This window comes from Flavobacterium sp. B114r (genome assembly GCF_056824125.1).
In genome coordinates, this window is record NZ_CP124858.1 from 4234065 (window position 1) to 4255154 (window position 21090).

Annotated in this window: 17 protein-coding genes; 12 read left to right on the plus strand and 5 right to left on the minus strand. The window is 35.3% G+C overall.

The window, feature by feature from the left end; translation table 11 throughout:
• Positions 1-4: 4 nt before the first annotated feature.
• From QLQ94_RS17980 to QLQ94_RS17995, 4 genes are all read right to left on the minus strand, one after another.
• Complete coding sequence (locus QLQ94_RS17980) at positions 5-526, minus strand: RNA polymerase sigma factor (protein WP_427401573.1); 522 nt, start codon at positions 524-526, stop codon at positions 5-7.
• A 479-nt stretch (positions 527-1005) separates the two neighbouring features.
• On the minus strand, positions 1006-2928 hold the full coding sequence (locus QLQ94_RS17985) for a RagB/SusD family nutrient uptake outer membrane protein (RefSeq protein WP_482498026.1): 1923 nt from the start codon (positions 2926-2928) through the stop codon (positions 1006-1008).
• 11 nt (positions 2929-2939) lie between these two features.
• Positions 2940-6011 (minus strand): SusC/RagA family TonB-linked outer membrane protein, encoded by a 3072-nt coding sequence (locus tag QLQ94_RS17990; protein WP_482498028.1) that lies wholly within the window; start codon positions 6009-6011, stop codon positions 2940-2942.
• Positions 6012-6767: 756 nt separating this feature from the next.
• Positions 6768-7871 (minus strand): lipase family protein, encoded by a 1104-nt coding sequence (locus QLQ94_RS17995; RefSeq protein ID WP_271334241.1) that lies wholly within the window; start codon positions 7869-7871, stop codon positions 6768-6770.
• 384 nt (positions 7872-8255) lie between these two features.
• Between QLQ94_RS17995 and QLQ94_RS18000 the strand changes: the two genes are divergently transcribed.
• The 12 genes from QLQ94_RS18000 to QLQ94_RS18055 all read left to right on the plus strand — a co-directional run bounded on the left by QLQ94_RS18000 (position 8256) and on the right by QLQ94_RS18055 (position 18207).
• Positions 8256-8672 carry a hypothetical protein gene (locus QLQ94_RS18000; RefSeq protein ID WP_271334240.1) on the plus strand — a complete coding sequence of 139 codons (417 nt, stop codon included), beginning with the start codon at positions 8256-8258 and terminating at the stop codon, positions 8670-8672.
• Positions 8673-8702: 30 nt separating this feature from the next.
• The gene (locus QLQ94_RS18005) at positions 8703-9707 is read left to right on the plus strand and encodes a TQO small subunit DoxD (protein ID WP_271334239.1); all 1005 of its coding nucleotides are present in this window, start codon (positions 8703-8705) and stop codon (positions 9705-9707) included.
• Between the two features lie 215 nt (positions 9708-9922).
• Entirely contained in the window at positions 9923-11050 is a 1128-nt protein-coding gene (locus QLQ94_RS18010; protein ID WP_271334238.1) for an NAD(P)/FAD-dependent oxidoreductase, read from the plus strand.
• On the plus strand, positions 11051-11764 hold the full coding sequence (locus tag QLQ94_RS18015) for a methyltransferase domain-containing protein (protein ID WP_271334237.1): 714 nt from the start codon (positions 11051-11053) through the stop codon (positions 11762-11764).
• Positions 11761-12813 (plus strand): type III polyketide synthase, encoded by a 1053-nt coding sequence (locus QLQ94_RS18020; protein WP_271334236.1) that lies wholly within the window; start codon positions 11761-11763, stop codon positions 12811-12813. Before QLQ94_RS18015 ends, QLQ94_RS18020 begins: the two co-directional genes overlap by 4 nt.
• 223 nt (positions 12814-13036) lie before the next feature.
• Positions 13037-13474 carry a 3-hydroxyacyl-ACP dehydratase FabZ family protein gene (locus QLQ94_RS18025; protein ID WP_271334235.1) on the plus strand — a complete coding sequence of 146 codons (438 nt, stop codon included), beginning with the start codon at positions 13037-13039 and terminating at the stop codon, positions 13472-13474.
• Positions 13471-14745 (plus strand): beta-ketoacyl-[acyl-carrier-protein] synthase family protein, encoded by a 1275-nt coding sequence (locus QLQ94_RS18030; protein ID WP_271334234.1) that lies wholly within the window; start codon positions 13471-13473, stop codon positions 14743-14745. Before QLQ94_RS18025 ends, QLQ94_RS18030 begins: the two co-directional genes overlap by 4 nt.
• Positions 14746-14747: 2 nt before the next feature.
• Complete coding sequence (locus QLQ94_RS18035; protein WP_271334233.1) at positions 14748-15002, plus strand: acyl carrier protein; 255 nt, start codon at positions 14748-14750, stop codon at positions 15000-15002.
• A complete protein-coding gene (locus QLQ94_RS18040) occupies positions 14999-15505 on the plus strand; it encodes a 4'-phosphopantetheinyl transferase family protein (protein WP_271334232.1) in 507 nt (168 codons plus the stop codon). The genes QLQ94_RS18035 and QLQ94_RS18040 overlap by 4 nt, the downstream gene beginning before the upstream one ends.
• 96 nt (positions 15506-15601) lie before the next feature.
• Positions 15602-16408: an AraC family transcriptional regulator gene (locus QLQ94_RS18045; protein WP_271334231.1), complete on the plus strand. Its 807-nt coding sequence runs from the start codon at positions 15602-15604 to the stop codon at positions 16406-16408.
• A gap of 45 nt (positions 16409-16453) precedes the next feature.
• Complete coding sequence (locus QLQ94_RS18050; RefSeq protein WP_271334230.1) at positions 16454-17287, plus strand: SDR family oxidoreductase; 834 nt, start codon at positions 16454-16456, stop codon at positions 17285-17287.
• 485 nt (positions 17288-17772) lie between these two features.
• On the plus strand, positions 17773-18207 hold the full coding sequence (locus tag QLQ94_RS18055) for an META domain-containing protein (RefSeq protein ID WP_482498033.1): 435 nt from the start codon (positions 17773-17775) through the stop codon (positions 18205-18207).
• A gap of 173 nt (positions 18208-18380) precedes the next feature.
• Here the strand turns inward: QLQ94_RS18055 and QLQ94_RS18060 are convergent, their stop codons facing one another.
• The gene (locus QLQ94_RS18060; protein ID WP_271334228.1) at positions 18381-20783 is read right to left on the minus strand and encodes a TonB-dependent receptor; all 2403 of its coding nucleotides are present in this window, start codon (positions 20781-20783) and stop codon (positions 18381-18383) included.
• Positions 20784-21090: the final 307 nt, after the last annotated feature.

The window sequence follows — 21090 nt, forward strand, 5'->3', positions numbered from 1 at the left end:
GTTCCTAATGCTCTTCGATTTTTTTTCGAATAAATTTACTGGCAAGATAAATATGATTGGCAATTGTCTTTTCAGAAAGATCTGTCATTGCTGCAATCTCCTTATAGCTAAGGTTTTCCAGTTTGTGTAAAGTAAATATTTTTTGTTGCTGCTCCGGAAGAAGATTAATAAAATTATACAGTTTTTCTCTTCTTTCTTCAAAAATTATTGTTTCTGTATCTTCGGGTTCCATTTTTTCGAACTCCGGATCAAGCTGAATTATCTTATTTTCTCTATTAACGTGATTGAGAATGATATTCTTGCAGATCGTAAACAATTGTTTGTCGAATAAAACCTCTTCATTAAGCAATTCTCTTTTATTGTATAATCGTAAGAAAGTTTCCTGAACAAAATCCTGTGGGGTCAGAACGGTAAAATCAAAACGTCTGGCAATACTTATCAGTTTATCATAGTAATTAAGGTAAGCTTCTTTGAAGGAAGCCTCATTACCTTTTTTTAAACTTAATATAAACTTCTTGTTGTCCATAAACGCAAATACGATGATTAGTCTTAACTTAAATTACCTAATAATATTGTACTTTAAATTGGTCGCTAAGACTTATACTTTGTTACTTTTTTAGTAAAATTTAATCTACAAAGAACAGAAAATTTATTCTAAAATTTTCTGACAAAAAAAATATAGTATCAAAAAACGTAAACTTAACTTTTCATTAAGAAAACCTGGTCGTTTTTGATTGTTCAAAATATATCAGATTATAAACCTCAAATAAAAAACAAAAGCCGGAAGAATAAACTCCCGGCTTTTTACAAAAACTAACGATAACCACTTATATGAAATGCCGTAATAATGCTTTATTTAAAATTTCCTTCTCGATAAATCATCGCAATCTTGTCATTTCGAAGAATGAGAAATCGCAATCGTAACTTCATTCCTAAAAACACCAATCTTTGCTGAATTTTCAGTACGATTTCTCTCCCTAAGTTTCGGAATCGAAATAACAATCTTTATTCATAACCCGGATTCTGATACGCTGCTTTCTCTGAAGGCGTCATGACCATTCCGTCGAGTTGAGCCTGCGGAATAGGGCGCAAATAATGATGTTTGTCTATTGTTCTCGTTACAGTTACAGGAGTGTGATCGCCGTAATTACTTCCGCAAATTTGATAAGAGCCTGCTAATTCTTCCCATTTTTGGGTACGCACTAAATCAAACCAACGGTATCCTTCAGCATAATATTCTCGTGAACGCTCTGCCAAAATATAATTAAGATCAATAATTGCTGGAGTAGCCGCTGTTAGAGCAGTACTGTTGTCTGCTACTTTTGCAGTATTTCCGTTATTATCCCATCTCCATTTTCCGGCACGTGCACGAATCACATTAATCAATTCTCTGGCGCTTTTTCCTCCTTTTGGTGATGCTCCTTTTACAGCTGCTTCAGCTGCAATAAAATACAACTCAGAGAACTTGGCGATATTAAAAGGGCGTGTACTTGCTGCATTAGGCTGTCCTAATCCCGTTCCGTTATCCGTGCGATAAACGCCTAATTTCCATAGACCCGGATACACAATTCTGCTAATTCCACTTGGGTTAATAACAAAATCTGATCTTCCTGCCAACAATCCTGCGCCAATGTTTCCTGTAGCCGTCGCATATACAACACCCGGATTATCCGTGTTCAGGAAAGTTAGAATTGCACCACCCGGACTAACCGGTAAACCATTTGCATTGATAAGTGTTGCAGCAGTATTTCCTGCTTTATTCCAGTTACCACGATATACCGTCGTAAAAGTACCATCGTAGCGTGAGTCATTTGTTTTGTCAGCAAAAGTGTTTGTTATTACACCAATTGTTGGACACATACGTACCCAGGGACGCCCTAATGGTTGTGAGGCTTCACGCTGAATAGAACTGACACCTGCACTTCTGATATTCGTGTAATTCCAGGTCATCATCCATCCTGAAAAATTCTCGGGTGCGGCACCATTAGAATACGTAAGACTGCTCGCGTTATAAAATTCACTTGTTTCTGTATGATCTGCATATAACAGTATTTCGCTATTACGATCATTTACGCCTACATTAACATCATAATATGTATTTTGTAAATTAAAAGGTCCGGGATTGTCAATACCTTCTGTTGCTATATCATATGCTTTTTGAAAATACCACTGCGCATCATGTCCATCAGGATCTGTTCTGTCAGCAGCAGGATAAGTTGGGATATTATTAGGATTTTGAAGCCACCATGCATAAGTTAAATATGCTTTAGACAAATACAATCTTGCAACTGTTTTAGTCACTCCCCCCTTTACTCTACCCAGTGCTGGCAAATCATTTATTGCCGTTAATAAATCAGGAAATATCCCTTTGGTATATACCTCAGGAACCGTATTACGAGTTGAAGTCCTCACAGGGTTTGTATTGAATTTTAACTCTCCTGCACCCAAATCTAAAGGCACACCGCCAAAAGTCTGCACTAAAAGAAAATAATCAAAAGCGCGAAAAAACCTTGCTTCCGCAATCAGACCCTCAGAGATCGTTCCTACTGCCGCCGCATTTTCTATAATACCACTTGCCGTATTAATATTAGGAAATGTAGAAGTCCATAATCCATCTGTACGACTGCTTGTTGACGTGACAGAACCTACTCCGGACAAATCCATATCCTTAAAGTTATTGTCAGCACTTTGTCCGTAGGTAGCTTCGTCTGTACCTGTTACCAATGTATTGTAATAATAAGCAGGTCCGTAAATATAACGCAAGTGAGCATACATGGAAGTTAATCCTCCGTAAACCCCTTTTTCTGTCTTAAAAAATCCGGGCTCGTAAATGCTTCTTGGCTGTTCATCTAAAATTTCGTTGCACGACCCTAAAAACAACATCATAATCGTTGTTGCTATAAAAGTTCTTATTTGTATACGTTTCATTTTTTTCTTTTTTAAAATGTTAAATTAAAACCAATCAAGAAGTTACGTGTTGCCGGAGTATTCGTTCCTAAAGTCAGTAAACGTTTTTTATACTCAGTGGTTACCGCAGCGTTCTCATCACCGTATGAGTTTGTTTCAGGATCCATTCCTGACTCTTTGTGGTAAGGCGAAAACATAACAAATGGATTTTGTATGGTACAGTAAATACGGAATTTTTGCAATCCTGCATCTTCAATAAATTTCTGTTTGAAATTATAACCCAACGAAATGGTACGAATTTTTAAATACGACGCATCAAAATATCCTAAAGTAGAACCGTATTTCGGATTATCACCGCTTGCAATACCACCCGGTTTTGGATATTTGGCATCTGTATTTTCCGGTGTCCAGTAATCTACATCAACATTTCCTCTGCGCCCACTCAACATATTAAGATAACCAGACGAAGAATAAAGTGTACTGATTAAAATACCTCCGCTCTGGAAAGCTCCAACTGCTGTTAAATCGAATCCTTTGTACGCTACACGAGTATTAAAACCGCCCTGAAAATCAGGATCAACTTTCATTACCTGTCTGTCCTCTGGTCCTATTTGTCTTGTTGGACTTCCATCTGCATTAAAATCTCCCGTATATTTTACTTTAATCATTCCCGCATTTCCTCCCGGTTCGTATTTTGTTAAGTTAGCATCTCCTTGCTGCCAAAGTCCAATTTTTTCATAATCATAAATTACATTGATTGGCTTGCCCACAAACCACCAGTTGCTTTCGTCCCTGTCTTGTCCTGAAGCCAATGCTACTAATTTGTTTTTATTAGAATAGAAATTAACTCCCGCTTCCCAAGTCCAGCCACCGGCATTGTCTAATATGACACCGTTTAATGAAAATTCGATACCTTTATTCTGAGACTGTCCTATATTTCCTGTATAACTTGTTACCCCGGATGTACTTGGAAGATTAACAGCCAGCAAAATATCTTTTGTATCTGTTACATAATACTCTACAGTCGCTGACAAACGATTTTTTAAGATAGAAAAATCCAGTCCGTAGTTCCATGTCGAAGAATATTCCCAACCTAAATTCGGGTTAGGCAATTCAGACACATAATATCCAACAGCGTAATCAGTACCAAAATTGTATGGTCTAGTGCTCAAACGTCCAAGTGTTGCATAAGGATTAATCGATTGGTTTGACGTTTCTCCATAACCCACACGAAGTTTTAAGGCGTCCAGAAATCCAACATCCTTTAAGAACGATTCGTTTTTAACATTCCATCCCACCGATACTGCCGGATAAGTATTCCATTTATGCCCGTCTGCCAACCTCGAAGAAGCATCAGAACGTACCGTAGCCGTTATCATATAGCGGTTGTCATACGAATACATCGCGCGCGCCATCCAGGACATCAAGCCACTTTTGTAATAATTTTGATCGTTGGGGTTAATTGTGATTTCACCTGCTGCATGTCCTAAGTTATAAAATTGAAAAGCATCTGAAGGAATATCTCTTGCCGATACAGACGAACTGTTGAAAGAAGTTTGTTCTGCAGAATACAATCCAACCACATTTATTTTGTGTTTTTCTGAGAAAGTACGATCATATGTCAATAGATTTTCAAGCACCCAGTTAGTAGTTAGTGAATGTCCTATATTAGCAGTTGAAGGCGTAGTTGGCGTTGCACTAAAAACACCTTCGCCCGTGTAACTTCCCGAATCCGTCATGCGGAAATTAAGACCTACATTGGCACGGTATTTTAAACCTTCTACTCCGGGAATCTTCACCTCGCCATAGATATTATTATAAGAACCGAACGCTCTGGTCTGGTTGATCCATTTATCTCCCAGATTCTCTACACTTTCTCTGGTATAAACCCATTGCTGGTCCAACGGCATCTCAATTACTCTTTTTAAAGAGCCATCCGGATTGTAAGGATTCGCTATTGGCGAACTGTTCAGTACACCATACATTGACAAATTACTTCCGTTGGTAATCGAATAATTATTATTTGTAGTAATACCAAAGCGAAAAGACCTGCCTATTTCCTGATCTACAGAAGCACGCAGCGAAATACGCTCGTAATCCTGACCCGGAATAACTGCTTCGTCTTTATAATGTCCGATACCAAAATTATAAGAACCGTTTTCTGTTCCGCCGGACACTCCAAAATCATTACTTGTAACCATACCCGTTCCGTAAAATAAATCCTGCCAGTCTGTATTTGTAGTATTAGATTCGTCTAAACCATTGGTATAAATTCCTGCGGCTGTACGAAGCTTTACAAATTTCTCGCCGTCCATCATTGGGTAGCGGGCAAATACACTTTTCAAACCGTAATAATTATCAAAAGTAAATCTTGCCTTTTGTCCTTTTTTACCTTTATTGGTGGTTACTAATATAACCCCATTTGCCCCACGAGATCCGTAAATAGCTGTTGCCGAAGCATCCTTAAGGATGTCAACGCTTTTAATATCCGTTGGATTAATATCACCAATTGATCCCGCAAAAGGAATACCGTCAAGAACTACCAGCGGATCATTGCTCGCATTAAGTGAGCGCGTACCACGAATTCTGATTTGCATTGAAGCACCCGGTTTTGATGAGGTTTGTGTCATTTCGACCCCCGCAATTCTCCCTTGCAAAGCCTGCGTAATATTGGCTCCCGGAACTTCCCTCAAATCATCTCCGGTTATAGAAGCAACAGAACCCGTTACAGCTTCTTTGCGCTGTGCACCGTACCCTATCACAACCACTTCCTGAAGATTGCTTAAGTTTTCTTCGAGCACCACATTGATATTATTTTTGCCCTGAACAGCAATTTCTTTATTCGTTAAACCTAAAAAACTAAAAATTAAAACAGCATTATTAGGCACATTTGCAATAGAATAATTCCCGTCAAAACCTGTAATGACACCCGTTTTAGTGCCTTTAATACTCACATTAGCTCCCGGTATAGGACCGTTGCTGTCAGAAACGATTCCAGTTACTGTGGTTTGTGCCGAGGTGTTTTGCGAAAACAAAAACATCAGGCATAAAAACCCAAAACAATTTAAGAGTTTTGTTTTTTTAATAATAAAAAAGTTAATCATAGAAATTAATTTAGTTGGTTAATACTTTGGTTAGTAAGTTTCATTAAACAATAAGAACATCTTTTTTCGATAGTCAGTTCCTACTAAAATTCTAACGAACGAAACAAAAGTAAATAAATTTAAATAATACGCAATCGGTTGTGTTGTTTATTTTTACATATTACAAAAAAATCGACCCATAATAATACACTATACTTATTTTTAAAGTTAAAAAAATAAGTATTATTCTAAAAATTAAACAAATAAGATAATTATTTTTTTGATTTAACAGGCAATTTAGAAAAACAGTAAAAAAAACATAAAAGAAAGCATTTCATAATTATTTTAAATTTACAGCTCTTAAAAAATTAAAAATGAGAAGAAAAACGTGCTAAAAATACAATACGAGTTTGAAAAACATTATATATAACAAATTTATTCCCCATTTATAAAGAATAAAACAATAGTCAGGAGAACGCTTAAAAAAAACAATCGGTTGTCCAAAACAAGACGTTTTACAGGGCTTATTCGCTTTTTAGCTTTGTATCTTAATGTAGTTAAAACACAATTCTAACTTTGGAAATAGTTATTGCAAACAGGCTTGTTGTACGGGATTTAAGGACCTGTTAGTATTGAAGTTATTACTATAGGATTTAATCTGTTCTGATAAATTGAAAAGAATTAGGCATTGCACATTTCTGAAACAATAAGGCACAAAAAAAACAGAACAATTATACTTAACCGTTCTGTTTTCTAATTTTGCAATGCTTAATATCGCTATTTAAGTTGGTCTAAAAGATACAAGTATGGAGGAAAAGAATGATGTATCATTAAATCTTTACTGTCATTAGGGAATTTTTTATAATAATTCTCGTCATTGTCATTTGGATAAAGTACAATAGTAGTACCTGTTCGAACATAATTATTGCTATTATAAAATTTAGGAGGAACAAATTCCGGTAGAATTTTTTGTACTCTTTTTGCCATTTCCTGCCCTAATAATTTTTGATATGTCTTAACCGTTTTAAGTGATGGATTAGTGAGTTTGCCGTATACCATATTTAAGAACATTCTTTTAAAAAAAGATTGTTTTTTTATTGTTTCTTCCAGCATTGCCACTGGACTTACAACGGGTAAATCGTCCGGCATTTCGACTGAAAAAGGAGTTTGAGGAACCCAATCTACAGCACTCACAACATTGTATGCCCAGCCATTTTGGGTCTTGTTTTCGTAATCATAGGCAAAATATAAATTTCCGGGTTTAGGAGCTGCACTACAATAGGTTTTAAAACGAATATCAGCCGGTAAAACTCCTTTGCTTTGCAAATTATAAAAATGAGCCGTCAGCAAATAACTTATGCCTCCACCCTGACTATGTCCCATAATTATGAAATTCTTAATTCCTGCTTTGTAACAGGAATCAATTTTTGGAACCATTTCTTTAGAAATAAAAGCGGTACTTAAAAGATATCCAGTATGAACGGCCGCATTTTTATTGTCTGACAATTCATATTTAAAAGTATCGGTATTAGATATTTTCAATTCTCCTTTTGCCGGAGTCATTGCCGCATAAAGATTCGCAAGCCAGCTTTCGCTTTTTTCAGTAGTTCCTCTGGTGCATAACACAGCTGTATTACCATCTTTGAGCCATAATTCCCATAGATTGTCTAAGCCAATTGGTTTGCTTCTGTATATTAGTTTTGAGTGTTCAGGTTGAGGGATTGTCTTAGCTTTTTCCGGAGATTCCGTCGATTGAGCAGCGATATAAATCAACTCCCTATATTCTTCTTTATCAAACCCGGGTTTTAAATCCTGCGCATTACTATAGGCCATAGAAAATAAAAAACATACGATTACTAATAATAATTTAAAAAATTTCATAACTACTAAGTTGTTAATTGATTATTACTGGCTACTTAAAATATAACTTTAAACGATATTTATACTAGATATCCCCTGGATTAGTACTGGTTATAGGTAAATTAATCCTACAATAAATATAATCATTATTATAGTACAACCGCGTAATTTCTGAAATGGTACATTTTCCTAATGGCATAATCGCTATAATTCGACAAAAAATATATTGAATCAAAATAAAGGATAACTGACTTTATTCTACTAAAAAAACAGTTTTCTATATTCCTTCGTAAATCCGCAGATTCCGTTTCTCTCTTTCTAATTCGGAAGCATAACCGGAACTTTGATGGTGTTAACATTATAAAAAAAGTGGCGTAAGTGTTTTTTAAATACTATTTTTATAAAATGAAATTAAAAACCCCAACTCTTTTCCTTGGTTATTTCAAGCAGCTTTTGCTGGTTGTGGGTTTGATCTACGCTTTTTCTCATTGCCATGTCAAAAAATCTGTCCTGCATCTTGCGGGAATCGAATCTGTAGAAATTTCTCAAAAAAGTCTTACCTCCTTGCCTGTTCAGGGATCTTGTAGCGTTCATATAATTCAGAAAAGCACTGTTTACAAAAAATCCTTTTCGATACCTCAGTCACCAGTAATTCCGGGATTGCAAGTATTTCGTTTTCAAATACAGGAAAACTTACTTTCCTATTCATTACAAATTCATCCTGGATTCGAATTCGAAAAGAGTTCTATTCATTATCCTGCTCTTTTTATAGTCTTTAAAAATCTAAAAATTGCCCCGCCGGTTGCTTCATGCCTTGCTTAAAACAATTATTATTTTTTAAAATTTTATAAAATGCAACATCAAAAAACTTTTAATGCCGCTTCTATAGCTGCTTTAGCCTTGCGTCTGGTTGTGGGCTGGACTTATTTTTCTGCCTTTTGGAGGCGACTTGTTCTCGAAAATAAATTAATTCAGGACGAAGCTGGTTATATTGGAGAAAAATTCAATCATTTTTTACCTAATGCTCTTGGAATAAAACCAGTCATAGAATATTTAGTCACACATCCTGATGCTTTATGGATCAATATGGTAGCTTTTACTATTATTGAAGGGATTGTTGGTCTGGCAATGATTCTGGGGCTTTTTACCCGACTTATGAGTATTGGAATTTTCTTATTGGCATTTGGTATTTTACTGGCTTCGGGCTGGATCGGAACTACCTGTCTGGACGAATGGCAAATTGGGATTTTAGGACTGGCTTCAGGATTTACTTTGTTCTTAACGGGCAGCAGTTACCTTTCTCTGGATGCTTATTTTATGCAAAAGAATCTTCGTTTTACACAAACAAAATGGTTTAAAATATTGGGTTCGGGAGAATTGAATTTATTGCCTTATAAACGAATTCTTCTGGCGGTAGTTGTTTTTATTATAGGGCTTACTTTATTTACCAACCAATATTTTCATGGTGGTGTTTTTGGCACTCTTCATAATAAATCAGTAAAACCTAAACTTGAAATCAGCAACTTAAAAATAGATAGAAATGAAATAAGCTTTGAGGTTTTTCGTGTAGAAGGCGTTGATGTGTATGGCTCGTTCCTGATTGGAATTTCTCTACAGGATGCTGCCGATAACTATCTTTTGCAATTGAACGGAAGTGATTTAGCCAAACTATCTCCTAAAACGATAAACAATCACTATGTAGCAAAAATAAAACCTGGAGCACATAGTTTAATTATTCCGCTTGGAGCAAAAGCAACAATTCGGATTCCGATATTTGGTCAGCCCAACCTTCAAAACGGGCATTATACACTAACACTAACAGATATAAGTGGTCTTGTCTGGACCGCGCATTTATAATTAAACAAAAAACGGGAACGCTTCTGCTTCCCGTTTTTTTATTTTAAGACAGTAATTCTATAAGCATCAAAGAAAATTATGTAATTCAGGAAACTGCTCAGTTTATGATCTTTGTAGTAAATAATTATTCACAAACATATTTTTTTACTAAGAAATCAAGGTAATTTTAACAATATGTATATACTATTTGAGATATAATAGCTAAATTGCTTAGTATGAGAACAAATTCAGATGTAGTAATTATAGGCGGTGGTCTTGCCGGTTTAGCAAGTGCTCTACATCTATCTCAGAAAGGATTGTCAGTGACATTAATAGAAAAATCATCTTATCCTCGCCATAAAGTATGTGGTGAATATGTCTCTAACGAAATTCTGCCTTATCTTAAATGGCTTGATATCGAGATCTCTAAATTACACCCTGCAAACATCAGCAAATTTGAGTTTAGTACCTCAAAGGGAAAAGTCGCCTCGGCAAATCTTCCGTTAGGCGGTTTTGGCATTAGCAGATATCAACTGGATAATTTTTTATATCAAAAAGCAATCTCAAACGGCTGTGTCATTATTAAAGAAATGGTAAATGACGTTTCTTTCGATAATGATTTGTTTACCATTACAACTCCTGACCAAGTTTTATCATCAAAAATAGTATTAGGTGCTTTTGGGAAACGCTCTAATATAGATCAGGTATTATCCCGTGATTTTTTTATAAAAAAATCGCCGTGGTTAGCCGTTAAAGCACATTACTACAGCGAATTCCCTAATGATGTGGTGGCGCTGCATAATTTTAAAGGTGGTTATTGCGGTGTTTCTAAGGTAGAAAATAACATTATAAACATTTGTTATCTCGCCGATTATGCCACTTTTAAACAATACAAAAATATTGAAGAATATCAGCTTAATGTACTTTATAAAAACAAACATCTTAAGGCTATTTTAGAAAACAGTACGCTTCTTTTTGATAAACCATTAACGATAAGTCAAATTTCTTTTGATAAAAAACAAGCTGTAGAAAACCACATATTGATGATTGGCGATACCGCTGGACTTATTCACCCTTTATGTGGTAACGGAATGGCAATGGCGATTCATAGTGCAAAAATAGCTTCAGAACAGGTGCTTGATTATTACTCCGGTAAGATACAATCGAGAGAAGCATTAGAAAATGGTTATAGAGAACAATGGAAAAAACATTTTGGCAAACGTTTATTTATGGGGAGAATCCTGGCAAAAGTATTAAGAAACAAAACGATCACAAATGCCCTGGTTGCCATTACGGTAGCTTTGCCTGCACTATTACCCACGATCATTAAACAAACACACGGCAAATCAATAGTAATCAATTAAATGGCTGTAGATACAAAATATAGAACACAGGAAACGGAGATCATGGATGATTTTTTTCTTCAGGGAAAAGAATTACGTGATGCATTGGATAAAATCGCCAGCATTAATCGATTATTAGGCGGTAATAAACTTACGCTTCACGGAATAAAACGATTACTAAAAATTGCCAATACAAGACAGCCAATAGTAATTGCTGACATTGGTTGCGGCAATGGCGATATGTTGCGCATGCTGGCGAAATACGGACAGAAAAATAATCTAAATTTTAAGCTTATTGGTATAGATGCAAATGCTTATACGGTGAATTATGCTAAAACATTGTCGACTGAATTTCCTAATATCGAATATCAATGTTTCGATATTTTTAATGATGATTTTCGTACTCTGAAATATGATATTGTTTTATGTACTCTAACCCTGCACCATTTTACTAATGAGCAAATAATAGATATAATTACTACCTTTAATAGCAATGCTCAAGTTGGCGTAATCATTAATGACCTGCATCGCAGTAAATTAGCATACCGCCTTTTTGAAAAAGTATGTGCTGTTTTTAATTTAAACAGGATGTCTCGTGAAGATGGACTTGTGTCTATTTTGAGAGGATTCAAGAAAAAAGAACTGGAAGACTTCTCTAAAAAACTGAATTTAAAAAACTATACCATAAACTGGAAATGGGCTTTTCGTTACCAATGGATAATTGCTAAAAAATGAGTGTAAAAATTATTACTGTTGCAAAGCAACTACCCAAATATTCGCGTACCACGGCAGATATACTTCCGTTACTGGATGGATGGCTGCACGGTCAGGACGAACGTTTTATAAAAAAAGTGAAGAAAATTTTTGAAGGTGCTGCCGTAGAAAAACGCTACTCTATCATGGATCCGGCGGAAGTTTTTACAGCAACATCCTTTGAAGACAAAAACGATATTTACAGCCGGGAAGTTATTATTCTGGGCGAGCAGGTATTGGAAAAAGCACTTGCTAAGGCAAACTGGGATCCGCAGACAATCGACTATATTATTACGGTAAGCTGTACCGGAATTATGATTCCGTCTTTAGATGCTTATTTAATCAACAAAATGAAATTAAGACAGGATATTGTCCGGCTTCCTGTAACCGAAATGGGTTGTGCGGCGGGAATATCAGGAATTATATATGCTAAAAATTTCCTTAAGGCAAATCCGGGTAAACGTGCTGCAGTTATCGCGGTCGAATCGCCAACGGCAACTTTTCAGCTCAATGATTTTTCGATGCCTAATATTGTAAGTGCCGCCATTTTTGGTGACGGAGCTGCCTGCTGTCTTTTGTCATCTCATGAAGAAGATAACGGTCCTGAAATAATAGCCGAGGAAATGTATCATTTTTATGATGCAGAACATATGATGGGATTTAAACTTACCAACACAGGTTTACAAATGGTATTAGACATTGAAGTTCCGGATACTATTGCATCACATTTTGAAGATATTATTCATCCTTTCCTGCAAAAAAACAATTTAGGGATTAGCGATATTGACCATATGATTTTTCATCCCGGCGGAAAAAAAATAGTTACAACTGTTGAGTCACTTTTCTCAGGATTAGGTAAAAACATAGAAGCAACTAAAGAAGTACTTAAACAGTATGGCAATATGTCTAGTGCAACGGTGTTGTATGTTTTGGAACGTATTATGAATGAAAAACCAAAGTCGGGAGAAAGAGGATTGATGCTTAGTTTTGGACCTGGATTTTCGGCACAACGCGTTTTATTACAATGGTAATATTAACTAATTGATTTTGGAATTTGATTATTGTTATATAAAATTAGACGTGAATTTTTCTGATTCGCCAGACGAAGATGCACATCAAAACGGATTTAAAAAAAAATTGAAATTTCGTTTGCTTCAAATTAGGAAAAGAAATCTGTTTTTATCCGCGTCTTTACGAAGTAAATCCGTTTTATTTGCGTTCAATTAAACATCAACTTATTAAACGAAACAAACTATGACTTTAAAAAATATTTTAGCAAAGCTGCCTTACAGTAAACCTTTTCTTTTTGTAGATGAGCTATTGCAAGTCGATGAAAACGGAATAACCGGAACGTATACTTTTAATGAAGATCTTGATTTTTATAAAGGTCATTTTAAAGATAATCCTGTAACTCCGGGCGTAATTTTAACTGAGACTATGGCTCAGATTGGTATGGTTTGCCTGGGAATCTATTTACTGGGAGAAAAATTTAGTAAGGATACAGTAATTGCTTTTACATCTGCAGATATGCAATTTTTAAAACCGGTTTATCCTAACGAAAAAGTAACGGTTACGTCTCAAAAATCTTTTTTTAGATTTGGTAAATTAAAGTGTGATGTAATTATGACAAACGAAGCCGGACAAGAAGTCTGCAAAGGCATTTTGGCGGGTATGATTACCACAAAACTATGAACAAAAGAGTTGTAATAACAGGTCTGGGTGTAGCAGCTCCAAACGGGGTTGGAATTCCTGCGTTTACACATTCCTTAAAAAATGGTATTTCGGGAATTCGGCACGATGCACAATTGCAGGAATTGCAATTCTCTTGTCAGATCGCAGGTCAGCCACAAATTTCAGAGGAATTAAAATCAGCGTATTTTACAGAACTTGAATTGCGGGGGTTTAACAGTACGGGTATTTTATACGGCGTAATTGCCGGAATAGAAGCTTGGAAAAATGCCGGATTATCAACTGAAGTTAATGAAGATCCTGATTGGGACAGCGGAACAATTTTTGGATCCGGAACATCAGGAATTGATAAGTTTCGCGAAAGTATTTATAAAATAGACGAATTACAAGTTCGAAGACTTGGCAGTACCGTAGTGGCACAAACGATGAACAGTGGCATTAGCGCTTATCTTGGCGGTAAATTAGGACTTGGCAATCAGGTCACAACCAATTCCTCTGCTTGTGCAACAGGAACAGAAGCTATTATGATGGCCTATGACCGCATACAATCCGGACAGGCAAAACGAATACTGGCAGGAAGTACTGGCGATAGCGGTCCGTATATTTGGGCTGGATTTGATGCTTTGCGTGTGTGCAGTTCTAAATATAATGAAGATCCGGAAAGCGGTTCCCGTCCCATGAGTGCTTCGGCAGCAGGATTTGTACCCGGTAGTGGCGCAGGAGCATTAGTAATAGAAGATTTAGATACTGCCATAGAAAGAGGCGCAACCATTTATGCCGAAATACTGGGAGGTAATGTAAACTCCGGAGGACAGCGCGGCACCGGAAGCATGACTGCTCCTAACAGCAAAGCTGTACAAGAATGCATTATGAGCGCATTGAGAAATGCAGGTATTGCAGCAAATGATATTGATGCCATAAACGGTCATCTTACAGCAACGACAAAAGACAGTCTGGAAATAGAAAACTGGACGAAAGCATTAAATCGAAAAGGGGATAATTTTCCGTACATTAATTCCTTAAAAAGTATGACCGGGCATTGTCTTAGTGCCGCCGGAAGCATAGAAAGCGTAGCTACCGTTTTGCAGCTTCATGAAGGTTTTTTATTTGGTAACCTGAATTGCGAAGATCTGAATCCGGAAATTACAACACTAATTGATTCTTCGAAAGTTCCGTTAAAAACAATAAACACGAATCTAAATATAATTGCTAAAGCCAGCTTTGGTTTTGGTGATGTAAATGCCTGTATTATCTTTAAAAAATTTAAAAACTAATTATGAATAAAGACGAACTTATTGCGAAACTAAAAGTTATTATCAAGCCCTATACTACCAATACAGAGGCTTTTGATAATCTAACAGAAAATACTGATTTCATAAACGATCTTAGTATAAATTCAGCCAATCTGGTTGATATTGTACTGGATATCGAAGAAGCATTTGATATTGTTATTGATAATACTGATATGGAACGAATGCTGGATGTAAAAACTGCAGTAGAAATTATCGAAACAAAGCTTGCCGAAAAATGATAGGCAATGATGTTATAGATATCGTGCAATCCCGCAAGGAAAGCAATTGGCAACGCAAAGGTCTTGCGCAAAAACTCTTTACCATTGACGAACAGTTGCTTATAACACATGATCCGGAACCGGAGATGATGTTATGGATACTTTGGAGCATGAAAGAAGCTGCCTATAAAATCTATAACAGACAAACAAAAATTAGGGAATATATCCCTAAAAAATTAGCCTGTACAATTGGCTCAAAAGAGCCTAATTATTGTACAGGAAAAGTTATTTGTGAGCAAAATATCTATTACACAAAAACTATTATTACTCCCGATGTTTTGCATACTATTGCGGTTACTTGTCCGGACAATTTGAACAATGTAATTGAGATCGTGAGAAAAGATATTGTAAAAGACAGTAACGGAATACCTTATCTGTCCCATTCTACATCGAATATACTTCAGGATGTTTCTATCAGTCATCACGGGCGTTATGAAAAAGTGGTTACGCTTAGTTATAAATAATAAGCAGGAAAGAGCCTTTCAATAAAGTAATTTTGAGCTTCTCACGAAAACAGTATAGGCAAATTTTACTGATCTTTGTACTGTAAACAAGTAGTGATGAAAGAAACATTTTTACATACCGACCAACTTCCCGGAATCGTCTATTCTTATTATGAAACACAAAAGGTTATTGGCGAACAGTTTATTATCGAACATGGATTATCGTATATTATTTCCGGAAATCTAAAAGTTACAGACGCGGGACAAACAAGATTTTTTGGTGCAGGTGATTTACTTTTTTACAGAAAAAATTTTCTTTCAAAGTTCACCAAGATTCCCAACGAAAAAGAACCGTTCAAATCAATTGCAATTATTTTTGACAGGGATACTTTGCAGAAATTCAGTCAGCAATATCATGTTGTCTATGATAAACCTTATCTCTTAAAAGAGGCAGTTTTGCAACTGAAAGAGAATGCTTTACTTAAAAATTTCTACGATACGCTACTTACCTATTTCGATTCGAAAATTCCGGAGCACTTAATTGCATTAAAAAAACAAGAAGCTTTACTCCTGTTGCTCGAAATAAATCCTGATTTAAAAAATATCCTTTTCGATTTTAATCAGCCCGGAAAAATAGATCTGGAAGCTTTTATGCAACAAAACTTTAAGTTTAATATTGACTTAAAAAAACTGGCTTTTTTAACCGGTAGAAGTCTGGCTACTTTTAAGAGAGATTTTGAAAAAATCTTTCAGATGTCACCCAATCGCTGGTTACAGAAAAGACGCCTCGAAGAAGCTCATTATCTTATCAAAGAAAAAAAGAAACGCCCTTCTGACGTGTATCACGAGGTGGGATTTGAAAGTATTTCTCATTTTTCTTATTCCTTTAAAAAACTATTTGGCGTTAATCCATCTGCAATTTGACGCTGTTTACTTTGAAATAATCTAATAAACATAAATACTCTTACTATGAAAAAAGTAATCTTTGTTACCGGAGCTTCCTCCGGTCTGGGAAAAGCTACGTCTTTATTTTTTGCTCAACAAGGCTGGAATGTTATTGCTACTATGCGAAATCCTGAAAAAGAAACCGAACTAAAAAACCTTTCAAATGTTTTTGTAACACGACTTGACGTGTCTGATTTGCCATCTATTACAACAGCAATTAGTGAGGGAATAGAGAAATTTGGACATATTGACGCGTTGATTAATAATGCCGGTTATGGACAGCAAGGCTTGTTTGAAGCTATTTCGGCAGAGAAAATCCGTGAACAGTTTGAGGTAAATGTATTTGGCTTAATGGATGTTACGCGTGCTATTTTACCTCATTTCAGAAACCGAAAACAAGGTACGATTGTAAATGTTACTTCTGGTGTAGGACGCATAACGGTTCCTTTGGTTTCTGTATATGCTGCTTCAAAATTTGCTATAGAAGGTTTCTCTGAATCACTTTCTTATGAACTGGAATCCCAAAACATCAAAGTCAAAATTATAGAGCCTGGATATGTGCCAACCTCTTTCCACGAAAGGGCTGCTACTGATTTTGCTTTCGATCCGGCTTTAGAAGATTACAAACCTTTTCAGGATGAAATGAATTCATTATTCTCCTCTTTTGAAAACGAAAATATTGCCACGCCTTCTGATGTTGCTAAAATTATTTATGGCGCCGTAACGGATCAAAGTCATACTTTGCGCTACATTGCAGGACCGGATTTAGAACCTATGATTGCTTTAAGAAACAGCAAATCAGATCAGGAATATATGAAAATTTTCAGAAATCAATTTATGCCTGAATATTTTAAATAAAAATGCAAATGGTTCTAAAAATAACATCACATATCTTGTCAAATTCAATTTCTAATAATTCAGGACCTTTCCAGTATATGTAACAGAAATTTGAAGAGCAGTAAATATAATGAAAGAATAAAAATATAAAAGCAGCAAAGCTAAAACCCTTACGTCTTAATAATCAAACGTTTTACTGGTTTTGCTTTAAATTTTAGATTTTTTTTGAAAAAAAACTTGACTTTACACCCAACCTTTTCCAATAATTGCTCTCTTAGAGATAAAGGAGAAGTTACAAACGGGACATTTCATTGCCCTTTTATTTCTATTGCGAAATAGAAACATAAAATTAGAATGGCTGTATTGGTTTTGTACTTTTTTTAAAAAATTAACTTCCAATGAATAAATTACAATAAAAAATCAAAAGAAGTTAGTAAATATAATCGCTCATTTTTGATGCGAATTCGATTAATAATCTTTAAATTTATGTTTTAAAATCTTATTTTATGAAAAATTACGTACTACTATTCGTTTCTGTTTTAGCATTATCTTTTAATTCCTGTACAACGATGAAAGACAAAACAAGCTCTGCTGATCTTTATAATACAATTTGGGAACTGGAATATATTACCGGACCACGTATTGCTTTTGAAGGTTTATTTCCTGATAAAAAACCGTTTATTAAGTTTGATGAAGCGACTAAACAAGTCTCTGGAAATGCTGGTTGCAATGGTTATAGTGCTCCATTTACAGTAAAAGGAAAATCCCTTACTTTTGGAGAACAAGGTCCTGCAACTTTAATGTATTGCGAAGGTGGCGGAGAACAGGTTTTTACAAAAACTATTAAAGATATTGATAGTTACTCTATTGATAAAGACGGAAAATTGAATTTGATCATGAAGGACATCCCAATGATGAGATTCAAAAAAGTAATTAAATAATTATGATTGCTTTACATCAAGACAATTAAAAAAACAGAATCCCTCAATTTCAAATGTTGAGGGATTTTTTTTTGGATTGTTGTTTCTTAAAAACATAAAAAAGGTTCCTGACAAAAAAGATCGCCAGAAACCTCCAATAAAAAAACAAAAAATATTTTTTTAAATTCTACTTTTTAGAAACTATAACCAAGTGCTAAATTGAACCTTGAACCGTTTCCTCTGGTATAATTAGCATTAGTGCCATAAAACTGAGATGTTGTGGTATAATAATCTGTATTAAAAAGATTTTCGATTCCTAGTTTTACCCTGATCTGTTCTGTAACTCTGTAAGCCGTAGCTACATTCCATAAATTAAATGATTTTATTGGTCCTTCACCAATTGCATAAGCTCCTTTGGCATTAGGTTGAAAAACGTCACGATCACCAACCATCATCCAGTACAATTCTACATTTAATCTCTTATCGCCATATTTTGCATAACCTGTTACTTTAGACGGCGGGATTCTGTTTGATTTTAGATAAATATCTGTTGGTCCGTAAAAATGTCCGTCAGAATCTTTGTCACCCCTACCCTGTACATAAGCATAATTTCCTCCCACTGTCAATTGTTTTATAATCTGATAATCTGCCTGAACTTCATAACCCCAAACTCTTTCCGGTAAACGTTCAGCTACTAAATAACCATCGACCTGAACCAGATTCGTTCCTAGTTTTGAAGTACTGAAATAATACGCAGCATTCAAATTGAATTTCCCTAACTGACTGCTAAAACCTCCTTCATAATTATTAACGATGATAGGCTTTGTCTGTAGTTTTGATATCGCATCTTCTTTAGCATTCGTGAGTACACGCCCCAGATCAAATACAGAAAAAGACTGAGAAAAACTCACGAAAGGATTGAAGAATTTAAATTTTGAATATCTAAGGCCCGTATTAAAAACAAAGGCATCATAAGTAAGATCTCCTCCTTTGACAGCAATACTTCCTGCTCCGTTTGCACCTGTTGCCAATGTGTTATAATCATCAATATTGATTTTAATATTTTCTGCACGTAATCCTGCTTTTACATTAAAATCACCAAAAATTTGTGTCGATATTTGTGCATAAGGCGCTAAATTGACCATATTGATATTAGGTACCCAAACACGTCCGTCAACCAGTTTTTGATTGGTTTTATCATTAAGTAAATCAAATCCATAAGTTACATCTCCTGTAAAATTGGAAGAAACTGTAAAAGGAGAATTCAAGTAAACTCTCAAACCTTTTTTAGCAGATGCCGTTTGAGATTGTCCGCTTCCGTAGAAAAAGGCAGAGTTAGAAAATATCGTCAGGAAATCCTGAAAATACAAATTAGCCGTTAATGATGTACTTCTAAAAATCTGCTTGTTTACATATTGAAGATTTGCATTGTGATTGTAACGTGTTCCTTCGTCTACTCCTGGTCTGTTCCCGAGAACACCAATTGCCGGACTTACGCCGTAAACACCATTTTTTAGGATAAAATCAGAATCCTGATTGGAACTAAAATAATTGTACATTAATTCAATTCTTTGCTTGTCAGTTAGATTATAACCTGCCTTAGTAAAAATATTATACGTTTTAGTTTCTCCCAAACCATATTCAGGAGATATAACCTGTCCTTCACCATCTCTAAATACGCCTGTCTTTTCGTAAGTTCCGGCTACCATATAATTGAATTTATTGATTTTTCCGTAAAACTGTTGGTTAAACCTGTATCCTGCCGTACTATCTCCTTTTATATTTCCTGTAGTTCCGGCTTCACTGTACCCGGCAAATCTCTTTTGAGTTTTACCCGATTTCGTAATGTAATTAATCAATCCACCATCGGCTCCATTACCATATATAGCTGTTGCTCCCTTGATAACCTCAATACGCTCAATTACAGAAGGATCAATAGAACGCATTTCTCGTCCGGCTGATTTCAATGGCGTTGACTGCGGAATTCCGTCGATTAATACAAGTGGATTTCTACCTCTTAGGGTTTGCCCGTAATTCCCTGTATTATTGGTTGCTGATCCTAAACCCGGAACCGCAAAAGCCACGATGTTTGCAATGTTTGGACTCACAATAGATAAATCTTCGATATCCTTAGCATTGATAACCGTAACAGAAGATGGTGTTTTTGATAGCGTTTCTACCTTTCTGCTGGCTGAAACAATAATTTCGTCAAGCTGAGAACCGCTTTTTTCTGAAATTTCATTGTTTTGTGCCTCATCCGTTTTCCCTGAAAACTTCAATTGAAGATTAACAATAGTCTTTTCATTATTTACAACCGTAATTTGTTGTTCGATTGTTTCATAACCTGCTAAAGAAACCTGTATCGTATAAATATTTTCTGCAACATTATTCAATCTAAAACTGCCGTCATTAGTTGCAGTTGTTTTATACTTTGAGTTTTTAAGAGTAATGATTGCTCCCGAAGCCGATTTTCCGTTGGAAGTTGTTATTTCTCCTTTTATTTTTCCGCCGGTTTGTTGTGCAAAAGATAAAAAGACTGAAAATAGAAGGCAAATAATAAGTAAAAACTTAGATGTTCTTAAATTAAGATTGTTCATTGATTTTGGTATTTGGTTAGGTTTAGTTTTTATTTAGAATAAATAAAAACAGCGCAAAAGTAAATATTAATAATCGTTTACGCAGTACTATTTCTGCTTATTCTGTTAATTTTTTATGCAACAAAAAATTAATCAATTAAAAATCAATTACTTAGAACATATACGAGTGACTCTAAATTTCGCAATACAATAGTTATTACTTATTATTACAAAAAATAATAGGTAACGTTTCATTATTATTCTCTTTTCTTCTTTCCTATCCCATCCAATAGCATCACTTTAACTGTCTTTAAATCATAATTATTTT